20 protein-coding genes are annotated in these 17,164 nt (G+C 68.4%); 17 read left to right on the top strand and 3 right to left on the bottom strand.

Going from position 1 to position 17,164, the window contains the following annotated elements:
- Positions 1 to 8: 8 nt before the first annotated feature.
- The 3 genes from FFT10_RS23525 to FFT10_RS23515 are packed head-to-tail and all read right to left on the bottom strand — an operon-like array spanning position 9 to position 3,555.
- Positions 9 to 1,178 carry an MFS transporter gene (locus tag FFT10_RS23525; protein WP_137735321.1) on the bottom strand — a complete coding sequence of 390 codons (1,170 nt, stop codon included), beginning with the start codon at positions 1,176 to 1,178 and terminating at the stop codon, positions 9 to 11.
- On the bottom strand, positions 1,178 to 3,184 hold the full coding sequence (gene arsN2 / locus FFT10_RS23520; RefSeq protein WP_137735320.1) for an arsenic resistance N-acetyltransferase ArsN2: 2,007 nt from the start codon (positions 3,182 to 3,184) through the stop codon (positions 1,178 to 1,180). Before arsN2 ends, FFT10_RS23525 begins: the two co-directional genes overlap by 1 nt.
- Positions 3,185 to 3,213: 29 nt before the next feature.
- Positions 3,214 to 3,555 carry an ArsR/SmtB family transcription factor gene (locus tag FFT10_RS23515; RefSeq protein WP_137735319.1) on the bottom strand — a complete coding sequence of 114 codons (342 nt, stop codon included), beginning with the start codon at positions 3,553 to 3,555 and terminating at the stop codon, positions 3,214 to 3,216.
- 90 nt (positions 3,556 to 3,645) lie between these two features.
- Here FFT10_RS23515 and FFT10_RS23510 point away from each other — a divergent pair, with 90 nt between their 5' ends.
- From FFT10_RS23510 to nifJ, 17 genes are all read left to right on the top strand, one after another.
- On the top strand, positions 3,646 to 4,248 hold the full coding sequence (locus FFT10_RS23510) for a sigma-70 family RNA polymerase sigma factor (RefSeq protein ID WP_137735318.1): 603 nt from the start codon (positions 3,646 to 3,648) through the stop codon (positions 4,246 to 4,248).
- A complete protein-coding gene (locus FFT10_RS23505; protein ID WP_137735317.1) occupies positions 4,245 to 4,862 on the top strand; it encodes a Crp/Fnr family transcriptional regulator in 618 nt (205 codons plus the stop codon). The genes FFT10_RS23510 and FFT10_RS23505 overlap by 4 nt, the downstream gene beginning before the upstream one ends.
- A 159-nt stretch (positions 4,863 to 5,021) precedes the next feature.
- The gene (gene soxA / locus FFT10_RS23500; protein ID WP_137735316.1) at positions 5,022 to 5,798 is read left to right on the top strand and encodes a sulfur oxidation c-type cytochrome SoxA; all 777 of its coding nucleotides are present in this window, start codon (positions 5,022 to 5,024) and stop codon (positions 5,796 to 5,798) included.
- Positions 5,799 to 5,947: 149 nt separating this feature from the next.
- Complete coding sequence (soxX, locus tag FFT10_RS23495; RefSeq protein WP_162520901.1) at positions 5,948 to 6,472, top strand: sulfur oxidation c-type cytochrome SoxX; 525 nt, start codon at positions 5,948 to 5,950, stop codon at positions 6,470 to 6,472.
- An 11-nt stretch (positions 6,473 to 6,483) separates the two neighbouring features.
- The gene (gene soxY / locus FFT10_RS23490) at positions 6,484 to 6,942 is read left to right on the top strand and encodes a thiosulfate oxidation carrier protein SoxY (RefSeq protein ID WP_137735314.1); all 459 of its coding nucleotides are present in this window, start codon (positions 6,484 to 6,486) and stop codon (positions 6,940 to 6,942) included.
- Position 6,943: 1 nt separating this feature from the next.
- Positions 6,944 to 7,255 (top strand): thiosulfate oxidation carrier complex protein SoxZ, encoded by a 312-nt coding sequence (gene soxZ / locus FFT10_RS23485; protein ID WP_174246143.1) that lies wholly within the window; start codon positions 6,944 to 6,946, stop codon positions 7,253 to 7,255.
- Positions 7,256 to 7,299: 44 nt separating this feature from the next.
- Complete coding sequence (locus FFT10_RS23480) at positions 7,300 to 7,824, top strand: TlpA family protein disulfide reductase (RefSeq protein ID WP_228027273.1); 525 nt, start codon at positions 7,300 to 7,302, stop codon at positions 7,822 to 7,824.
- A 53-nt stretch (positions 7,825 to 7,877) separates the two neighbouring features.
- Complete coding sequence (locus FFT10_RS23475; RefSeq protein WP_137735313.1) at positions 7,878 to 8,930, top strand: permease; 1,053 nt, start codon at positions 7,878 to 7,880, stop codon at positions 8,928 to 8,930.
- Positions 8,931 to 8,989: 59 nt separating this feature from the next.
- Positions 8,990 to 9,220 (top strand): YgaP family membrane protein, encoded by a 231-nt coding sequence (locus tag FFT10_RS23470; RefSeq protein ID WP_137735312.1) that lies wholly within the window; start codon positions 8,990 to 8,992, stop codon positions 9,218 to 9,220.
- Entirely contained in the window at positions 9,208 to 10,149 is a 942-nt protein-coding gene (locus FFT10_RS23465; protein WP_137735311.1) for an MBL fold metallo-hydrolase, read from the top strand. Before FFT10_RS23470 ends, FFT10_RS23465 begins: the two co-directional genes overlap by 13 nt.
- Before the next feature lie 34 nt (positions 10,150 to 10,183).
- The gene (locus tag FFT10_RS23460) at positions 10,184 to 10,417 is read left to right on the top strand and encodes a thioredoxin family protein (RefSeq protein WP_137735310.1); all 234 of its coding nucleotides are present in this window, start codon (positions 10,184 to 10,186) and stop codon (positions 10,415 to 10,417) included.
- A 22-nt stretch (positions 10,418 to 10,439) separates the two neighbouring features.
- Positions 10,440 to 10,958: a rhodanese-like domain-containing protein gene (locus FFT10_RS23455; protein WP_137735309.1), complete on the top strand. Its 519-nt coding sequence runs from the start codon at positions 10,440 to 10,442 to the stop codon at positions 10,956 to 10,958.
- A 15-nt stretch (positions 10,959 to 10,973) separates the two neighbouring features.
- Positions 10,974 to 11,405 (top strand): thioredoxin family protein, encoded by a 432-nt coding sequence (locus tag FFT10_RS23450; RefSeq protein ID WP_137735308.1) that lies wholly within the window; start codon positions 10,974 to 10,976, stop codon positions 11,403 to 11,405.
- Positions 11,402 to 12,085 carry a cytochrome c biogenesis CcdA family protein gene (locus FFT10_RS23445; protein WP_137735307.1) on the top strand — a complete coding sequence of 228 codons (684 nt, stop codon included), beginning with the start codon at positions 11,402 to 11,404 and terminating at the stop codon, positions 12,083 to 12,085. Before FFT10_RS23450 ends, FFT10_RS23445 begins: the two co-directional genes overlap by 4 nt.
- 39 nt (positions 12,086 to 12,124) lie before the next feature.
- Complete coding sequence (locus FFT10_RS23440; RefSeq protein ID WP_137735306.1) at positions 12,125 to 12,556, top strand: OsmC family protein; 432 nt, start codon at positions 12,125 to 12,127, stop codon at positions 12,554 to 12,556.
- Positions 12,553 to 13,509, top strand: coding sequence for a cation diffusion facilitator family transporter (locus tag FFT10_RS23435; protein ID WP_137735305.1), 957 nt, complete (start codon positions 12,553 to 12,555; stop codon positions 13,507 to 13,509). The genes FFT10_RS23440 and FFT10_RS23435 overlap by 4 nt, the downstream gene beginning before the upstream one ends.
- Positions 13,510 to 13,583: 74 nt before the next feature.
- Complete coding sequence (gene nifJ, locus FFT10_RS23430) at positions 13,584 to 17,156, top strand: pyruvate:ferredoxin (flavodoxin) oxidoreductase (protein WP_174246142.1); 3,573 nt, start codon at positions 13,584 to 13,586, stop codon at positions 17,154 to 17,156.
- Positions 17,157 to 17,164: the final 8 nt, after the last annotated feature.

Below are 17,164 nucleotides of genomic sequence, written 5' to 3'. Positions count from 1 at the left end.
TGCCCTGTTCAGCTCCCCCGCAAAGCCAGCAGAGCCAGTAAGGCTGCGAGCCCGAGGCCGCCAGACACGGCCAGGGCGCCAGTTCCCCAAACGTCCAGCGCCATGCCGAACAGCCAGGGCGCCAGTGCCTGCGCGACGCGTGCCGGCACCATGAGCAAGCCCTGCCGGAGGCCGTATCCCTGCGGCCCGAAGATCACCAGCGGCAGCGTGCCCTTGGCAATGGTCAGGATGCCGTTGCCCGCCCCGTGCAGCACGCCGAAGAGCGGCGCAGCCACGGGCCCTGCGATCAGCAGCAGTGCGACACCCAGCGGGTGCGCTGCAGCCGCCAAGCGGGCGGACAGCAAAGGATGAACCCGGCGCAGCAAGCCGAACTCGAGAAGACGCGCGGCCACCTGCGACGGCCCGATCAGGCTGCCGACGAGGATGGCTGTCGCCACCGTCGCACCGGCGGCCAGCATCAGCTGCGGCAGGTGGGCCGCCATCGAGGTCGAGATGAACCACGTCGCCGCGAAGACGAACGACAGCACCACCGTCGGCATCTGGGACTCGGGCGCTGACGATGGCGAGAGATGCGTACCGACCTCCATCGGTGCGTCAGTGGCCGTTGGCGCAGCCTTTCTGGCGATCGGCAGCAACGCATTCAGCGGCAGCCCCAGCACGAGGTGCAGTGCGGCCCAGGTGAAGCACGCAGCGCGCCAGCCGTACTCGGCCTCAAGCACCGCAGACAGCGGCCAGCCGACCGTGCTGGCGAACCCGGCGATCAGGGTGATGGCCGTGATGCTGCTGCGTGCGTCCTTCCCGTACAGGCGCACGAGCGATGCGAACGCCGCCTCGTAGAGCCCACTGCCCATACCGATGCCCAGCACCACCCAGGCGGCGAAGAGGCCGACGACGTCCCGAGCCAGCCCCAGGCCGGCGAGGCCGAGTGCGAAGACGATGCTCGTCAGCATCAGCACGGGCCGCCCACCATGGCGGTCGATGGCCGCGCCCGCTCGCGGCCCCACGAACGCCGACACGATCAGCGCGCCGCTGAAGGCCGCAAACACTGTCGGCGTCGAGACGCCCAGCTCGCGCGCCATCGGCGCGGCCAGGATGGCCGGCAGGTAGTAGGTTGAGGCCCAAGCGAGAGTCTGGGCCGTGCCCAGCGCCGCAACCGTGCCGCTGCGGCGCTTCAGCATCAGCAGCAGGCCGCCTTGGCGCGAGCCGGCTCGCGTGCGGGCGGCAGGGTTGTGCCGCAGCCACAGCCTTCCGCACCCTCGGCCTTCTTCAGTTCATCGAGGGCGCAGCAGGCCGATGCGTTGGCCCGAGGGGCTCCGCCGCAGCAACCCACCGCCTGCACGGCGGCAGGCGTCGAGGCCGGGACAGCGGTGCCACAGGACGCCGGACCACAAGCGGCGGTTGGCTCGGCGGCAGAGGCCGCAGCACCAGCGGTCGCAGGGCCACAGCACGCCGCGCCGGCCAGGCCCTCCGTCGCGCTGCCGCCGACACTGCAGACGCCCGTTTCCGGCAGATCGAGCTCGACCCGGTCGGCAGCTTCCAGGTCGCCCGCCAATGCGGCCACCACCGAGCGCACCTGCTCGAAGCCCGTGGCCATCAGGAAGGTCGGCGCGCGGCCATAGCTCTTGACCCCGACGGTGTACAGCCCCGGCTCCGGATGGGCGAGTTCGCGGTGCCCATGCGGCCGCACCGTGCCGCAGCTGTGCAGGTTCGGATCGATCAGCGGACCGAGGGCCTCGTTGGACTCCAGCCAAGGGTCCAGCTTCACGCGCAGCTCGCTCGTGATCGAGAGGTCGGGGCGCTGGCCGGTAGCGCAGATGATCTGGTCGATGCCGTCGAGCCGCTGCTCATGTCCGTCGGCGTCGACACCCACAATGCCCAGCGCATCGCCCTGTCGTTCGATGCGCGTGATGCGCAGTCCGGCGTGGAAGGTCAGGCCGCCCGAGTCGCGCAAGTTGCGCAGCGAACTGCCGAGCGCCCCGCGGGCCGGCAGCGCATCGGCGTCTCCACCGCCGAAGACACGCGTGAGCACCGGTGACCGGACCGACCACAGCAGCCGCGTGCCCGGCGCTTGCCAGGCCAGCTCGGCAAGAGCCAGCAGCGCGTTGGCCGCCGAGTGGCCGGCGCCGACCACGAGAGTGCGCTGGCCGGCATAGCGGCTTCGGTGCGTACCGAGCACGTCGGGGATGCCGTAGAAGATGCGGTCCGCCACCTCAGGTTCACCGATCGCCGGCAAGCCGCTGGCGCCAACCGGGTTGGGCGTGTTCCAGGTGCCGGTGGAGTCGATCACCGCGCGCGCTTTGAGCTCGAAGGTCCGGCCCTCGCGGACGGCACGGATCACGAACGGCGCGTTCTCCCGGCCGGCACTCTTCACCTTGTCGAAGCCCTCCCGGGTGACGGCGATCACCTTCGTCGACAGTTGGAGCACCGATGCCACCTGCGGCAGACGCGCAAAGGGTTCCAGCACGCGCTGCACGACTTCGCCCGCCAGCGGCAGTTCGTCGGCTGAAGGCGACTGCCAGCCGGTCGGCTGCAGCAGTCTGGCCATCGCCGGGTCGATGTCGTAGCGCCAGGGTGAGAACAGCCGCACGTGGCCGTAGTCGAGCAGGTTGGCGCCGACCGTGGATGCGGCTTCGAGGATGACGAACGGGATGCCACGCTCGATCAGCTGCGCGGCCGCTGCAAGGCCGACCGGGCCGGCGCCGTGCACGGCGACCGGCAAGGCTTCGAGCCCGGACGGGCTATCGCTCTGAAGCGTCAGCACCATGAAGTCGGCGCTGGCGGGGCAGGCGCCCTGGAACTCGGCCGACGCCTTAAGCGCGGCAGGTACTGTCGCGCGGTCGGCGACCTTGAAGCCGAAGCCTTCGAACCAGCGCCGGGCGGTGGTCGTCAACAACGCGAGCGTCTTGAAGTTGCGACGCCGCGCTTCATCGAGCAGCAGCGACACCATCTGCTGGCCGATGCCCTGTCGGTGCAGGCCGGGCGCCACCGCGACCGAGCGCAGCAGGGCCACTTCGCCACGCGGCTCGACACCCGCACAGCCGACGACCTCCAGCCCAGACTGGGCGAGCACGAAGGTGGACAGGTGTTCCCGAGCGCCGTCCACCGGCAGACGGTTGGCGATCAGCAGGCTTTCAACGGCGGGCCAGTCGGCGGGATGGGCCTGGCGCAAACGGATGGCGGACATACGAGTCTCCTGGATGAGGGGTGCGGGCTTCAGCAGCCGCAGGCATCGGACGCGGCGACCGCTGCGTCGGCAGCCGCTGCCTTGGGCAGGCCCTGGCAGCAGTTGAGGGTGAGGTAGGTGAGCAGACCGTTCATCTGCTCGAAGGCGGCGCGGTAGATGACGAAGCGGCCCGCCTGCGCCTGGTTGACGAGGCCGGCCGTGGCCAACTCCTTCAGGTGGAAGGCCAGGTTGGTCGGCCCCACGCCGACCGCTTCGGCCAGCGCCTTCTGGGCAAGACCGTCGTGGCCGGCCACCACCAGGGCCCGGAAAGCCTCCAGGCGCACCGGGTGGGCCAGCGCTGCGAGCGCCTGAACGACACTGTGTTTATCCATGAATTCAACAATACTTGAATTTATGGAAGACTGCAAGCGGCTGGGTTTCTGGCCCCGCCTCACGGGCTATGCTTGTCCGGAAACGCCACGATGAGCTCCTTACCCACACCCCCCCGCTTCGACGGCAGTTTTGCCTGCGTGGCTGCCGCGTGGCAGGCGCACGAGAGCGAGTTGCGTGGCTTCCTGAAGCACCATTTGCCCGATGGGCATGCGGCCGAGGACTTGCTACAGGACGTGTTCGTGAAGGCGATGCGCCAGGGCCAAGGCTTCTGCAGCTTGGACAACCCGCGCGCCTGGCTGTTTCAGGTTGCGCGCAACGCCGTGATCGACCGCGCCCGGGTGGCCAAGCACCACGTCCCCTTGGACGACGCCGAAGCCGAACTGCAGGCGCCGACGGCAGAAACGCTCGAACCGGTCGACGCACTGGCAGGCTGTGTGGATCGTGTCCTCGGTGAGCTGGCGCCCGAGGACACCGCCATCCTGCAGGCGTGCGACATCCGGGGCCAGACGCAGCGTGAATTCGCCGAACAGCACGGCCTCAGCCTGCCCGCAGCCAAGTCGCGCCTGCTGCGCGCACGGCAGCGCATGCGCGACCGGCTCACCACCGCCTGCCGAGTCAACTTTGATCCCGACGACGGGCGGGTATGCGGCCATGACGGCCGGGCAGACGGCATGACACCATCGTGCCCATGAGCGATGCACTGCCCTCCTTCCTGCCGCCCGCGTTGATTCAGGAATCCACGCGGGTCGGGCTGACCCGCAACGAGCGCCTGTTCCACGTGGGCGAGAAGGTGGAGCACATTCACTTCGTGCTGGAAGGCGAACTGCTGGCAGTGCGCTATCTCAGCGATGGCTCCGAGGCCGTGATGCAACGGGCGCGCGACGGCGAATTCTTCGCCCAGTCGGCCATGCTGGTGCCCCACTACAGCTGCGATGCCCGTGCTGCGTCGCCCACCGAGGTGGTCCGCATCCCCGTGTGCGAACTGCGCGACGCACTGTCTTCCGACGGCAGCTTCGCGATGGCCTTCGCGGGGCAACTCGCTGCCGACCTGCGCCGGCAGTGCACGCGAGTTGAACGCCTGCGCATCAAGCGGGCACGGGATCGGGTTCGCCATTACCTGGTGTGCGAGGGCCCGCTGCGCAGCGGTGGCGTCAAGCTGCAGGACTGGGCACGCGAGCTGGGACTCGAACCCGAGACCCTGTACCGCACTCTTGCCGAGCTCGAAGCCAGCGGCGAGATCCGCCGTGAAGACGGCGGCGTGATCCCCGTTCAGGCGGCCACGCCTCGGGAGAGCTGTTCGGGTTGACCCCGCCCTCTGACCTGATTTCGATCATGTTCTGCGGGACACCTCGCTCTCAAGAATCGGGCACCCATCAAGGGTCTTAAGGCGAGGAGACAGCGGATGACAACAAGCGCAAGACAGCGCTGGCGGGAACTTGGCGCCTGCGCAGCGGCCACCCTGGCCATGGCCACCCATCCGGCGGTGGCCCAGGACACCGACCCGTCGGTGCAGGCCTACCGGCAGGCGCTGGCCGACAAGGACGGCAACCCTGGCCTGCTCATGATCGACCGAGGTGAGCGCCTGTTCAGGACCGCCGCCGGTCCCAAGGCGACCACGCTGGAGAAGTGCGACTTCGGCCTCGGGCCCGGTGTGCTCAAGGGCGCCTATGCGCAACTGCCGCGCTGGTTTGCCGACACCCAGCGCGTGCAGGATCTCGAGTCGCGGCTGGTGACCTGCATGGTCACGCTGCAGGGCCGCGACGCGAAGCAGGTCAAGACGCTGCCTTTCGCCAACGAGACCAAGAACCAGTCGAACACCGATTTCGAGGTCATCACCGCCTACGTGGCGGCGCAATCTGACGGCATGAAGCTCAGCCCGCCGACGAAGCATCCGAAGGAGCTCGAGTCGGTGAAGGTCGGCGAGGCGCTGTATTGGCGCCAGCATGGTCCGATGGACTTCTCATGCGCCACCTGCCATGCCGAGGACGGCAAGCGCATCCGGCTGCAGTCGCTGTTCAACGGCCTGAACAAGAAGCACACCGACAACGTGATGAGTTCCTGGCCCACCTATCGCGTGTCGCACAACGCCGTCCGCACCATGCAGCACCGCATGTGGGACTGCCACTGGCAGATGCGGCTGCCCGACATCGACCTGGGCTCGCCGGCCGCGGTGGCGCTGATCTCCTACCTGACCAAGCAGGCCGAGGGCAGCACCCTCGATCTGCCGGGCATGCGTCGCTGAACCGGGAGGGCCGAAACATGATGAACCGTTCCCCTACCCGAACCCCCATTGCGCTAACCGCCGGAGCCCTCTGCGCCGTCGCCATTCTGGCCGGCTGTGCAACGCCAGCCGACCCCGCAGCAGAGACCACCCGCCTGGTCGACCAGTACGTGGCGGAGAGTTTCCTGCCCGGACCAGGCCAGGACCTGAGTCGCCTGCAGCAGGACGACACCCAGAAGGACTGCACCACCACGCGCGGCAAACCTGGAGACGCCCTGGCCGAAGCCATCCGTGCCCGTGAAGCCAGGAACATGGCCTACCCCGAGGGTGGGCGCCTGTTGGGCGACTGGAAGGCTGGCCAGAAGATATTCAACGATGGTTTCGGCTACCGCATCGGCAGCTTCATTCCCAGCAACCCCAACGCCGTGCGCGGCGGCAATTGCTACGCCTGCCACCAGGGCGAGAAGAAGGAAGTGGCCTTCGGCAACCTGGGCACCTCGCTGCAGAGCTACGGCAAGGTCCGCGGGCAAAGCGAGCCCATCGTCAAGTACACCTACGAGAAGATCTACAACGCCAAGGTCTACAACGCCTGCTCCAACATGCCGCGCCTGGGCCACAAGGGCATCCTGTCGCCGAAACAGGTGGCCGACCTGACGGCCTACCTGCTCGACCCGGCTTCGCCGATCAACCAGTGAGGGCGCCCATCATGATCACCCGTCGCGAGACCCTGGGCCATGGTGCGCGCGTGGCCGCGCTGATGGCCGGCGCAGGCCTGCTGCCCGCTGCGGCGCTGGCCGCCTGGAGCAAGGACGCCTTCGACGCCAAGACGCTGGCCGAGGCGGTCAAGGCCCTGGGCGGGAGCGCGCCCACGCCGAGTGCCGATGTGACCATCACCGGACCCGATATCGCCGAGAACGGCGCCGTCGTACCGGTCGGCGCATCCACCTCGCTGGCCGGCGTCAAGCGGCTGGCGCTGCTGGTGGAGAAGAACCCGAACGCGCTGGCAGCGGTCTTCGACGTCACCGACGCCGTGGACGCCAACATCGCCACCCGGGTGAAGATGGGCCAGTCCTCGAACGTGATCGCGCTGGCGATGATGGCGGACGGCCGGGTGCTGTACGCCCAGAAGGAAATCAAGGTCACCCTCGGCGGGTGTGGAGGCTGACATGGCAGACCCGATGCGTATTCGTGCCCAGGCCGCCGGCGACAAGGCTACTGTCCGTGTGTTGATGAGCCACGAGATGGAGACCGGCCAACGCAAGGACTCTGCCGGAAAGGCCATCCCAGCCTGGTTCATCCAGGAAGTCAGCGCCACCCACAACGGCAAGCCTGTCCTGACCGCTCAATGGGGACCGTCGGTCGCCAAGAACCCCTTCCTGCAGTTCAGCGTGAAAGGTGCAAAGGCGGGCGACAAGATCAGCGTCAGTTGGACCGACAACCGTGGCGACAAGCGCAGCGACGAGGCCACTGTCAGCTGACGCCTTCCTCGACTGAGTCGCCCATCGATCGCCCAGGCCTTGCGATGCCCTCGCGCCGACCGCTGCTCCAGTTCGCCTTGATGGCAGCGGGTGGGGTCGCGGCCGGCGCCCAGGCACAAACCCCACCGGCCAGCGAACGGAATGCCGGCCCGCCGCCACCCGTCGGGTCGCGTCTGCCCCTGCCGGACCTGACGTTGCTGGACGGCAGCGGCTTGCGCACGGCCGACCTGGCCGGTCAGGTCGTGGTGCTGTACTGGTGGGCCAGCTGGTGCCCATTCTGTGCGGTGCAGTCGCCGCTGATCGACCAACTGCAACGCACCCACCGTCCCCGCGGCCTGCGGGTCATCGGCCTGTCGATCGACAAGAAACCGGAGGAAGCCGCAGCCCACCTGGCGCGCAAGGGCTACGGCTTCGCATCTGCCTGGGTCTCGCCCGACATCGCCCGCGTGCTGCCCAAACCCAAAGGCCTGCCGGTGACGGTGGTGCTGGGGCGCGACGGTCGGGTCGTGATGAGCGAAGCCGGTCAGCTGTTCCCGGAAGACATCGAGGGCATCGCGCGCTTCTTGTAACAGCCGCGAATCCTTTTGCGGGGCTCTTCGTCTTCAATGCAAGAGGCCCCAACATGACCAGTCTGTCCCTGTCCCAACGCACGCTGCAGATGCCGCGGCAGCACCCGCGCACTTTCCTGCTCTTGGCTGCGGCCGCCTGGTGGGCGCTGTACCAGTCACTGATCCCTGCGTCGGAAGCCCTGGTGGCAGCCTTGCCCGTGGATCGAGACAGCCACCTGGGTGGTGCGCTGCAGTTCTTCTTCTACGACACGCCCAAGGTGCTGCTGCTGCTCACCGCCGTGGTGTTCGTGATGGGGATGATCAACTCCTACTTCACGCCGGAGCGCACCCGCGCGCTGCTGGCCGGTCGCAGCGAAGGCGCGGCGAACGTCATGGCCGCCAGTCTGGGCATCGTGACACCGTTCTGCTCGTGCTCGGCCGTCCCGCTGTTCATCGGCTTCGTGCAGGCCGGCGTGCCGTTGGGCGTGACCTTCTCGTTCCTCATCTCGGCGCCGATGGTCAACGAGGTGGCCCTGGCACTGCTGTTCGGCCTGTTCGGCTGGAAGATCGCAGCGCTTTACCTCGGCCTCGGTCTCTCGGTGGCCATCGTGGCCGGCTGGGTCATCGGCCGCCTGAAGATGGAAGCCCACCTAGAGGACTGGGTGCGCGACATGCCCAAGGTGCAGGCCGTCGCCGGCAGTGACGGCATGACATTGGTAGAGCGCATCGAAGGCGGGTTCGCCAGCGTGCGCGAGATCGTGGGCAAGGTGTGGCCCTACATCCTTGCGGGCATCGCCATCGGTGCCGGCATCCACGGCTGGGTGCCGCAGGACTTCATGGCCTCGTTCATGGGCAAAGACGCCTGGTGGTCGGTGCCGCTGGCGGTGCTGATCGGCGTGCCGATGTACACCAACGCCGCCGGGATCATCCCCATCGTGCAGGCGCTGCTGGCCAAGGGCGCTGCGCTGGGCACCGTACTGGCTTTCATGATGAGCGTCATTGCGCTCTCGCTGCCCGAGATGATCATCCTGCGCAAGGTGCTCAAGGTGCGCTTGATCGCCACTTTTGCTGCGGTCGTCGCCACCGGCATCCTGATTGTGGGCTTCGTCTTCAACGCAGTGCTGTAAAGGCAACCGCTGCCGCCCCCGCAACTCCACCTCCATCCTCGAACTCCAGGAGACATCGAATGACCGTCAACCGTGCCGTCAGCGTTTTCGCCGGCTTCATGATCATGCTCAGTCTTGTGCTGGCCCACTTCAGCGGCCAGATCGACCTGACCAAGATCAGCTGGCTGTGGTTCACTGCCTTCGTCGGCGCCAACCTCTTCCAGATGGGTTTTACGGGGTTCTGCCCCGCGGCGAAGATCTTCAAGGCGCTGGGGCTGAAGGACAGCGGGGCCAGTGCATGCGCGGGTTGAGCCTTCGCCACGCCGCCGCATTGCTGCTCGGGAGCACACTGGCCTGGGCCGCCGCCGACGCGCAAGCCGTCGAGGTGGGTTTCCAGCGCATGGCCGACGGCGTCTATGCACACGTCGGCGACACCGGCGCCCGCACCGCCGAGAACGAAGGGCTGAACGCCAACATCGGCCTGGTGGTGACGCCGGCCGGCGCAGTCCTGATCGACAGCGGCGCCACCTTCCAGAGCGCGCGCCAGATCGCCGAGGCAGTGCGCAAGGTCACGGACCAGCCGATCAAGTGGGTGGTCAACACCGGTGGACAGGATCACCGCTGGCTGGGCAACGGCTACTTCCAGGCGCAAGGGGCCGAGCTGATCGCGCATGCTGCGGGCGAAGCCGACATGAAGAACCGCGGCAACGACCACCTGCAGGGATTGAAGGCCGTGCTGGGCGCCAAGGCCGACGGCACGGTGCCCACCCTGCCCTCGCGCTGGCTCAAGGCAAAAGACGAGCGGATCGAACTCGGCGGTATCACCTTCGAGTTCAAGCACCGCGGCGGCGCCCATACGCCGGGCGACACGATGGTGTGGCTGCCGCAGAAGAATGTGCTCTTCACCGGCGACGTGGTCTACGTCGATCGCATGCTGGGCGTCATTCCCGTCAGCAACACCAAGACCTGGCTGGCCACGTTCGCGGTCATCGAACAGCTCAAGCCCGCCGTGCTGGTGCCAGGTCACGGCCGCGTGACGAACCTCGCCACCGCGCAGGCCGACACCCAGTCTTACCTGCAGGCCCTGCGCGCGCACATGAAGAAGGCCGTGGACGACGGCACGGACGTCAGCGCGGCAGTGAAGTCCTTCGATGGCGCCCCTTTCATGCGCTTGCTGAACGCGGCCGAGTTGATGCCCGGCAACGCCAGCCGCACCTACCTCGAACTCGAACGCGAGTAGCAGCGTTCCCAACCCATTCCCTCAGGAGATCTCCATGGACATCAAGGTACTCGGCACCGGCTGTGCCAACTGCAAGAACACCATCGCACTGATCGAGCAGGTGGCCAAGGACAAGGGCGTGGCGGTGACGCTGGCCAAGGTCGAGGAACTGCGCGAGATCATGGGCTACGGCGTGATGAGCACCCCGGGCGTGGTGATCGACGGCAAGGTGGTGCACGCCGGTGGCGTGCCCAGCCGCGGCAAGGTCGAACAGTGGCTGGCCGCCTGAACAAACCTGAGGAGCACACCCCATGAATGCACGTGTCGATCTGCCTGCGGCCCGCGAGGTCTGCCCCACCACCACCCGCCGCCTGCTCGCCGAAGGGGCGCTGCTGGTCGACGTGCGCGAACGCGCCGAGGTGGCCCGCATGGCCTTCGATGTGCCGGCGCTTGTGCAGATGCCGCTGTCCGAGTTCGAGCGGCGCTTCGACGAACTGCCGCGCGACCGGCCGCTGGTGCTGGCCTGCGAGTCGGGCCCGCGCAGCCTGAAGTCGACCTACTTCCTGATGTACCAGGGCTTCACAGATGTCGCCAACATGGACGGCGGCCTGGCGAAGTGGGCTCGCAAGGGATTCCCGGTGACCGGCAATGCGGCGCCTGCCGGGGCCGCAGCGGCTGCCTGCTGCGGTCCATCGGCCACGAAAGCCACGTCATCGGGATGCTGCGACGGCACATCGACGCCTTCGGCCTCCGCCGGATGCTGCGAAGCTGCGCCGGCATCAAGCAACTGCTGCAGCCCGGCATCGCCCAAGGGCGGGTCCTGCTGCTGAGACTGCAATCGGACCATGAATCGGCGCCACCTTCTCACCCTGACCGGTACCGCGGGTGTCGCGGCTTCCGGCCTGGGACTGGCGCTGTACCTGCGTGGGATGCCGCCTGAAGCGGACACAGCCGCCACCGCTCCGCTCGCGGATCCCGTCGAGCAGGCTCTGCGCCAGGGTCGCCCGGCGATGATCCAGTTCGGCGCCAACGCCTGTGCCGCCTGCCGCGAGATGAAGCCCGTGCTCGCGGCCCTGCAGCGCGAGCACGGCACCCGCTTCACGGTGATGAACGTGGACCTGATCTCGCAGAAGCACCGAGGCTACCTGCAGCGCTTCCGCATCCAGCTCATGCCCACGCAGGTGTTCTTCGACGCCGCGGGCAACGAGATCCATCGCAACCTGGGCACGATGTCCAGCGCTGCCATCGTGGCTCGTCTGGAAGGGCGGCCGTCGTGAACGGGACCGAAGCGCTGCTGGCTGCCCTGGTCGGCGGTGTACTCACCTCGGCATCGCCCTGCGTCCTGGTGGCCGTGCCGGTGGCGGTCGGCTTTGTGGGCGGCCAGTCGGTCACGCCGCGGCGTGCGTGGGTGCTGGCGTTGGCCTTCGTGGCCGGCATGAACGCGGCGCTGCTGGTGCTGGGCCTGATGGCGGCGCGGCTCGGCATGCTGCTGGGCACCCTGCCTGGCCCTTGGTCGGTCGGCGTGGGCGTGTTCGTGGTTGCCGCTGCCGTCTGGCTCTGGCGCTCAGAGGCTGCTGCCTGCGGCCTGCAACTGCCATCGGCATTGCAGCAGCGGCTGGCGCGGTCTGGTCTGTGGGGCGCGCTGCTGCTGGGCGCGCTGATCGGCACCGTGATGAGCCCCTGCGCCACCCCGGCCCTGGCCGCCGCACTCGCACTGGCCGGCTCGGGCAGCGTGCTCGGGGAATCGATGTGGTGGGGCGCGGGCATGCTGCTCGCCTACGGCATCGGCCACAGCGTGCTGCTGCTGGCGGCCGGCGCCATGCCGGGTGCAGCCACGGCACTGATGCAGCGCTTTGCGTCGGCCCAGCGCTGGCTGCCGGGGCGGCGCAGCTTTGCGGTGCTGCTGGGTGCAGCCGGGGTCTGGTGGATCGCCCAAGGCCTCGGATTCGTGGTTTGATGGGCCGACGGGTCCCAAAGAGATTTGATGCGAGCGTCCATGCCTGAGTCCGCAAATCCGAAGATGCAGTTCGACGTCGTGTCTGTTCGTCAGAGCACACACGCCAGCGAATCGCGCTGCAAGGACGCCGTGATCACGTTGGACACCGACATGGCGGGCAACCGCGAGGCCTTCAACCCGGCCGAACTGCTGCTGGCGGCCCTGTCGGCCTGCATGATCAAAGGCATCGAGCGCGTGACGCCGATCCTGAAGTTCTCGCTGCGTGGCGTGGAAGTGCATGTGCATGGCGTGCGCCAAGACGTGCCGCCCCGCATGGAGTCCATCACCTACGAGATCGTCGTCGACACCGACGAGACAGACCGGCGGCTGGACCTGCTGCACGACAACGTGCGCAAGTACGGCACGGTGTTCAACACGGTCGCGCCGGGCACCGAACTCTCCGGCGTGCTGCGCCGAAAGGTTTCTCTGTGAGTGCGGGGCACGATCACAGCCACGCGCCGGCCAACTTCGACCGCGCCTTCGGCATCGGCATCGCGCTGAACATCGCCTTTGTCGCCATCGAGGCCTTCTACGGTTGGAAGATCAACTCGCTGGCGCTGCTGGCCGACGCCGGCCACAACCTCAGCGACGTGATCGGCCTGGTGCTGGCCTGGGGTGGCGCACTGGCCGGGCGCCTGCGCCCCGACGCCCGCCACACCTACGGCTGGAAGCGCGCCAGCATCCTCGCGGCCTTCATCAACGCCCTGCTGCTGCTCGTGGCCATGGGCTCGCTGGCCTGGGAAGCGGTGCACCGTCTGCAGACACCACAGGCCGTCGAGGGCGTCACCATCATGGTGGTGGCCGGCATCGGCATCCTGGTCAACACCGCCACGGCGCTGCTGTTCATGCGTGGGCGCGAGTCCGATCTCAACATCCGCGGTGCCTTCCTGCACATGGCCGCCGATGCGCTGGTCTCGGCGGGGGTGGTGGTGGCCGGAGGCCTGGCGCTGTGGTTCGGCTGGACCTGGCTGGACCCGGTGGTCAGCCTGCTGATCGCCGCCGTCATCGTGGTGGGGACCTGGAACCTGTTCAAGCAGTCGCTGCACCTGCTGTTCGACGGCGTGCCCGAAGGCGTGGACCTGCATGCGGTGCAGGCACTGCTGGAATCGCTGCCCGGCGTTCAGCGGGTGCACGACCTGCACGTTTGGGCGATGGGCACGTCCGAGATCGCGATGACGGCGCACCTGGTGATGCCGCAGGGCCACGCCGACGATGCGTTCCTGAAGCACGCCACCGACGAGTTGCATGAGCACTTCGAGATCGAGCACGTGACGATCCAGGTAGTCCGGGTGCCATTCACCCCGGCCTGTGCCACGCTGGCGCCCGCCGGTACGTTGACAACGCCGCCAACGGCAGCCGTCCCCGTGCACCCGCACGCGCATTGACGAACACCGCCAGCGCGGATCGAGACGACCCCATGGACTCAGATCGATCCCCAAAGTCAGCCGTGATCCGCACGATGGACGCGAACGAGGCCGTCGCCCACGTGGCCTACCGCGCGAGTGAGGTGATCGCGATCTACCCCATCACGCCGGCTTCGGCGATGGGCGAGTACGCCGACGCCTGGGCAGCCGACGGCCGCGCCAACCTGTTTGGTGCCGTGCCGCAGGTGGTGGAAATGCAGTCCGAAGGCGGTGCGGCCGGCGCGGTGCACGGCGCCCTGCAGGCCGGAGCGCTGGTGACGACCTTCACGGCATCGCAGGGCCTGCTGCTGATGCTGCCGGACCTGTTCAAGATCGCCGGGGAGCTTACGTCGTTCTGCATGCACGTGGCCGCTCGCAGTGTGGCCACCCATGCGCTGTCCATCTTCGGCGACCACTCCGACGTGATGGCGGCGCGCGGCACGGGCTTTGCGTTACTCGCGTCCAGCTCGGCGCAGGAGGCCCAGGACCTGGCCGCCGTCGGCCATGCGGTGACACTCGCGGCACGCGTGCCGGTGCTGCACTTCTTCGACGGCTTCCGCACCTCGCACGAGATCACCAAGGTCGCCACGCTGGACGACGACACCTTGCGGGCCCTGCTGCCGGCGACCGCCATGCAGGCGCACCGCGGCCGGTCCCTGGACCCGGAGCGCCCGGTGATCCGCGGCACCTCGCAGAACCCGGACACCTTCTTCCAGAGCCGCGAGGCCATCGAGCCCTTCTACGCGGCCTTCCCCGGCCTGCTGGACGACACGCTGGCCCGGTTCGCGGAACTGACCGGCCGCCGCTACCGGCTGTTCGACTACGCCGGCCACCCGCAGGCCGAGCGGATCATCGTGATGATGGGCTCGGGCGCGGAGTGCGCGCACGAGACGGCCGACTTCCTCGCGGCACGGGATGAGCGCGTCGGCGTGCTCAAGGTGCGCCTGTTCCGGCCGTTCTCGGTCGAACACCTGCTGCGGGCGCTGCCCACCAGCGTCCAGTCCATCGCGGTGCTCGATCGCACCAAAGAGCCCGGCTCCAGCGGAGAGCCGCTGCTGCAGGAGGCGTCCTGCGGGCTGCTGGCCGCCGTGGCCGAAGGCCGCCTGGCGCAGATGCCGCACGTCATCGGTGGGCGCTACGGCCTGGCCGGCAAGGAGTTCACGCCGGCGATGGTGAAGGCGGTCTTCGACGCCCTCGGCCAGACGAAGCCGCCGATCCGCTTCACGGTCGGCATCCGCGACGATGTGTCGCACAGCTCGCTGCCTTTCGACGCCGCCTTCGACCGTGAACTCGAAGCCCCCGACGAGACGCGGGCGGTGTTCTTCGGGCTCGGCTCCGACGGCACCGTCTCGGCCAACAAGGCCACGATCAAGATCATCGGCGAGCAGACCGGGCTCTATGCCCAGGGCCACTTCGAGTTCGACTCGCGCAAGGCGGGCTCGACCACGGTGTCGCACCTGCGCTTCGGGCCACGCCCGATCCGGTCGACCTACCGCATCAGCCAGGCGCAGTTCGTGGCCGTGCACGCGCCTGAGTTCCTGGATCGTCGCGATGTACTTGCCTGCGCTGCCCCGGGTGCGACGGTGCTGCTGAACACCGCAGTGCCGCCCGACCAGGTCTGGGCGAGCCTGCCTCTGGAAGCCCAGCAGCAGCTGATAGCCCGCCGCTGCCGGCTGTTCGCGATCGACGGCTATGCACAGTCCGAACGCGCCGGCCTGGGCCGCCGCATCAACACGGTCATGCAGCTGTGTTTCTTCTCGCTATCCCAGGTGATGCCGATGGAGGAGGCGATGCAGCACCTGCGGCAGTCGCTGGAAGACACCTGGGGCCGACGCGGCCCCGAAGTCGTCCGGCGCAACATGGCAGCGCTCGAAGGCACGCTGGCCGCCCTGGTCGAGGTACCGGTGCCGGCCCAGGCTTCGTCTTTGCGCACCCGCATCCCCGCCGTGCCGGCCGATGCGCCCGACTTCGCTCAGCGCGTGACGCGGCTGCTGATTGAAGGCCGGGGTGACGAACTGCCGGTCAGCGCCTTTCCGCCCGACGGCACCTGGCCCACCGGCACCAGCCGGCTGGAGAAGCGAGCCATCGCGCTCGACATCCCGATCTGGCAGCCCGACCTGTGCGTGCAGTGCAACCGCTGCGCGATGATCTGCCCGCATGCGGCGATCCGCACCAAGGTCTACGCGCCGACGGCGCTGGCCGAGGCGCCGCCCGGGTTCAAGTCGATTCCCGAGGGCTTCGAGCCGCAGCTGGAAGGCATGGCCTACACGGTGCAGGTCGCGCCCGAGGACTGCACCGGCTGCGGCCTGTGCATCGAGGTCTGCCCGGCCAAGGACCACCACGATCCGCGGCGCCGGGCCCTGGTCTCCGAGCCGCTGGAAAGCCATCGCGAACGACAACGCGAGGCCTTTGCCTTCTTCGAACACATCGCGTCCGCCCCGCTCGCGGGGCTGGCCCTGGACCACCGCACCGTCACCTTCCGCCAGCCGCTGTTCGAGTTCTCGGGCGCCTGTGCCGGCTGCGGCGAGACGCCCTACCTGCGCCTGCTGACCGAACTCTTCGGAGGGCGCCTGCTGATCGCCAACGCCACCGGCTGCTCGTCGATCTACGGCGGCAACCTGCCGACCACGCCATACACGACCAATGCGCAGGGGCGCGGCCCGGCCTGGTCGAACTCTCTGTTCGAAGACAACGCCGAGTTCGGTCTGGGCATGCGGCTCGCGCTGGATGCAGCCGCAGCGCGCGCGAAGGCGCTGCTGCAGGCCTGGAACGGCCGCCTTCCGGCCGAACTGATCGCCGGCCTGCTGTCCTCGGCAGGCCTCGCGACCGATGTCGAGGGCAATGGTGAGGTCTGGGCGGCAGCGCAGCGTGCCCGCGTCGCCGAACTGGAACAGCGCCTGGCGTCAGATGGCTCGCCCGAGGCCCTGGCGCTGCGCGATGCGGCCACCGCGCTGCTGCCGCGCAGCGTCTGGATCGTCGGCGGCGACGGCTGGGCTTACGACATCGGCTATGGCGGCCTGGACCACGTGCTCGCCTCGCACCGCAAGGTCAACGTGCTGGTGCTCGACACCGAGGTCTACTCCAACACCGGCGGCCAGCAGTCCAAGGCCACGCCGCTGGGTGCCTCGGCGAAGTTCGCCACCGCGGGCAAGTCCATCCGCAAGAAAGACCTGGGGCTGCTGGCCATGGGCTACGGCCATGTTTACGTGGCCCAGGTGGGCATGCAGTCGCATGCCGAGCAGACCGTGAAGGCGATGCTGGAAGCCGAGCGGCACCCCGGCCCTTCGCTGGTGATCGCGCACAGCCCCTGCATCGCCCACGGCTACGACCTGGTGAACTCGCCGCTTCAGCAGCGCAAGGCCATCGCCAGCGGCACCTGGCCGCTCTACCGCTTCGACCCACGGCGGGTGGATGCAGGCGAGTCGCCACTGCAGCTCGACTCGGGGCCGCCGACGATCGACGTGGCCGACTACATGGCCGGCGAGTCGCGCTTCAGGATGGTCGAGTTGCGCTCGCCCGAGCGCTTTCGGGCGTTGCAGGACGCGGCGCGCGACGCCGTGCGACAGCGCCAGGCGCTGTACGAGCAACTGGCCCGCATCCACCTGCCGCCGGAGCAGCACCATGGCTGATCACAGGC

The sequence above is a fragment of the Pseudaquabacterium pictum genome, assembly GCF_005403045.1.
GTDB lineage: Bacteria > Pseudomonadota > Gammaproteobacteria > Burkholderiales > Burkholderiaceae_C > Pseudaquabacterium > Pseudaquabacterium pictum.
The sequence above is the reverse complement of the archived record's forward strand: the minus strand, read 5'-3'. Positions and strand labels throughout refer to the sequence as shown.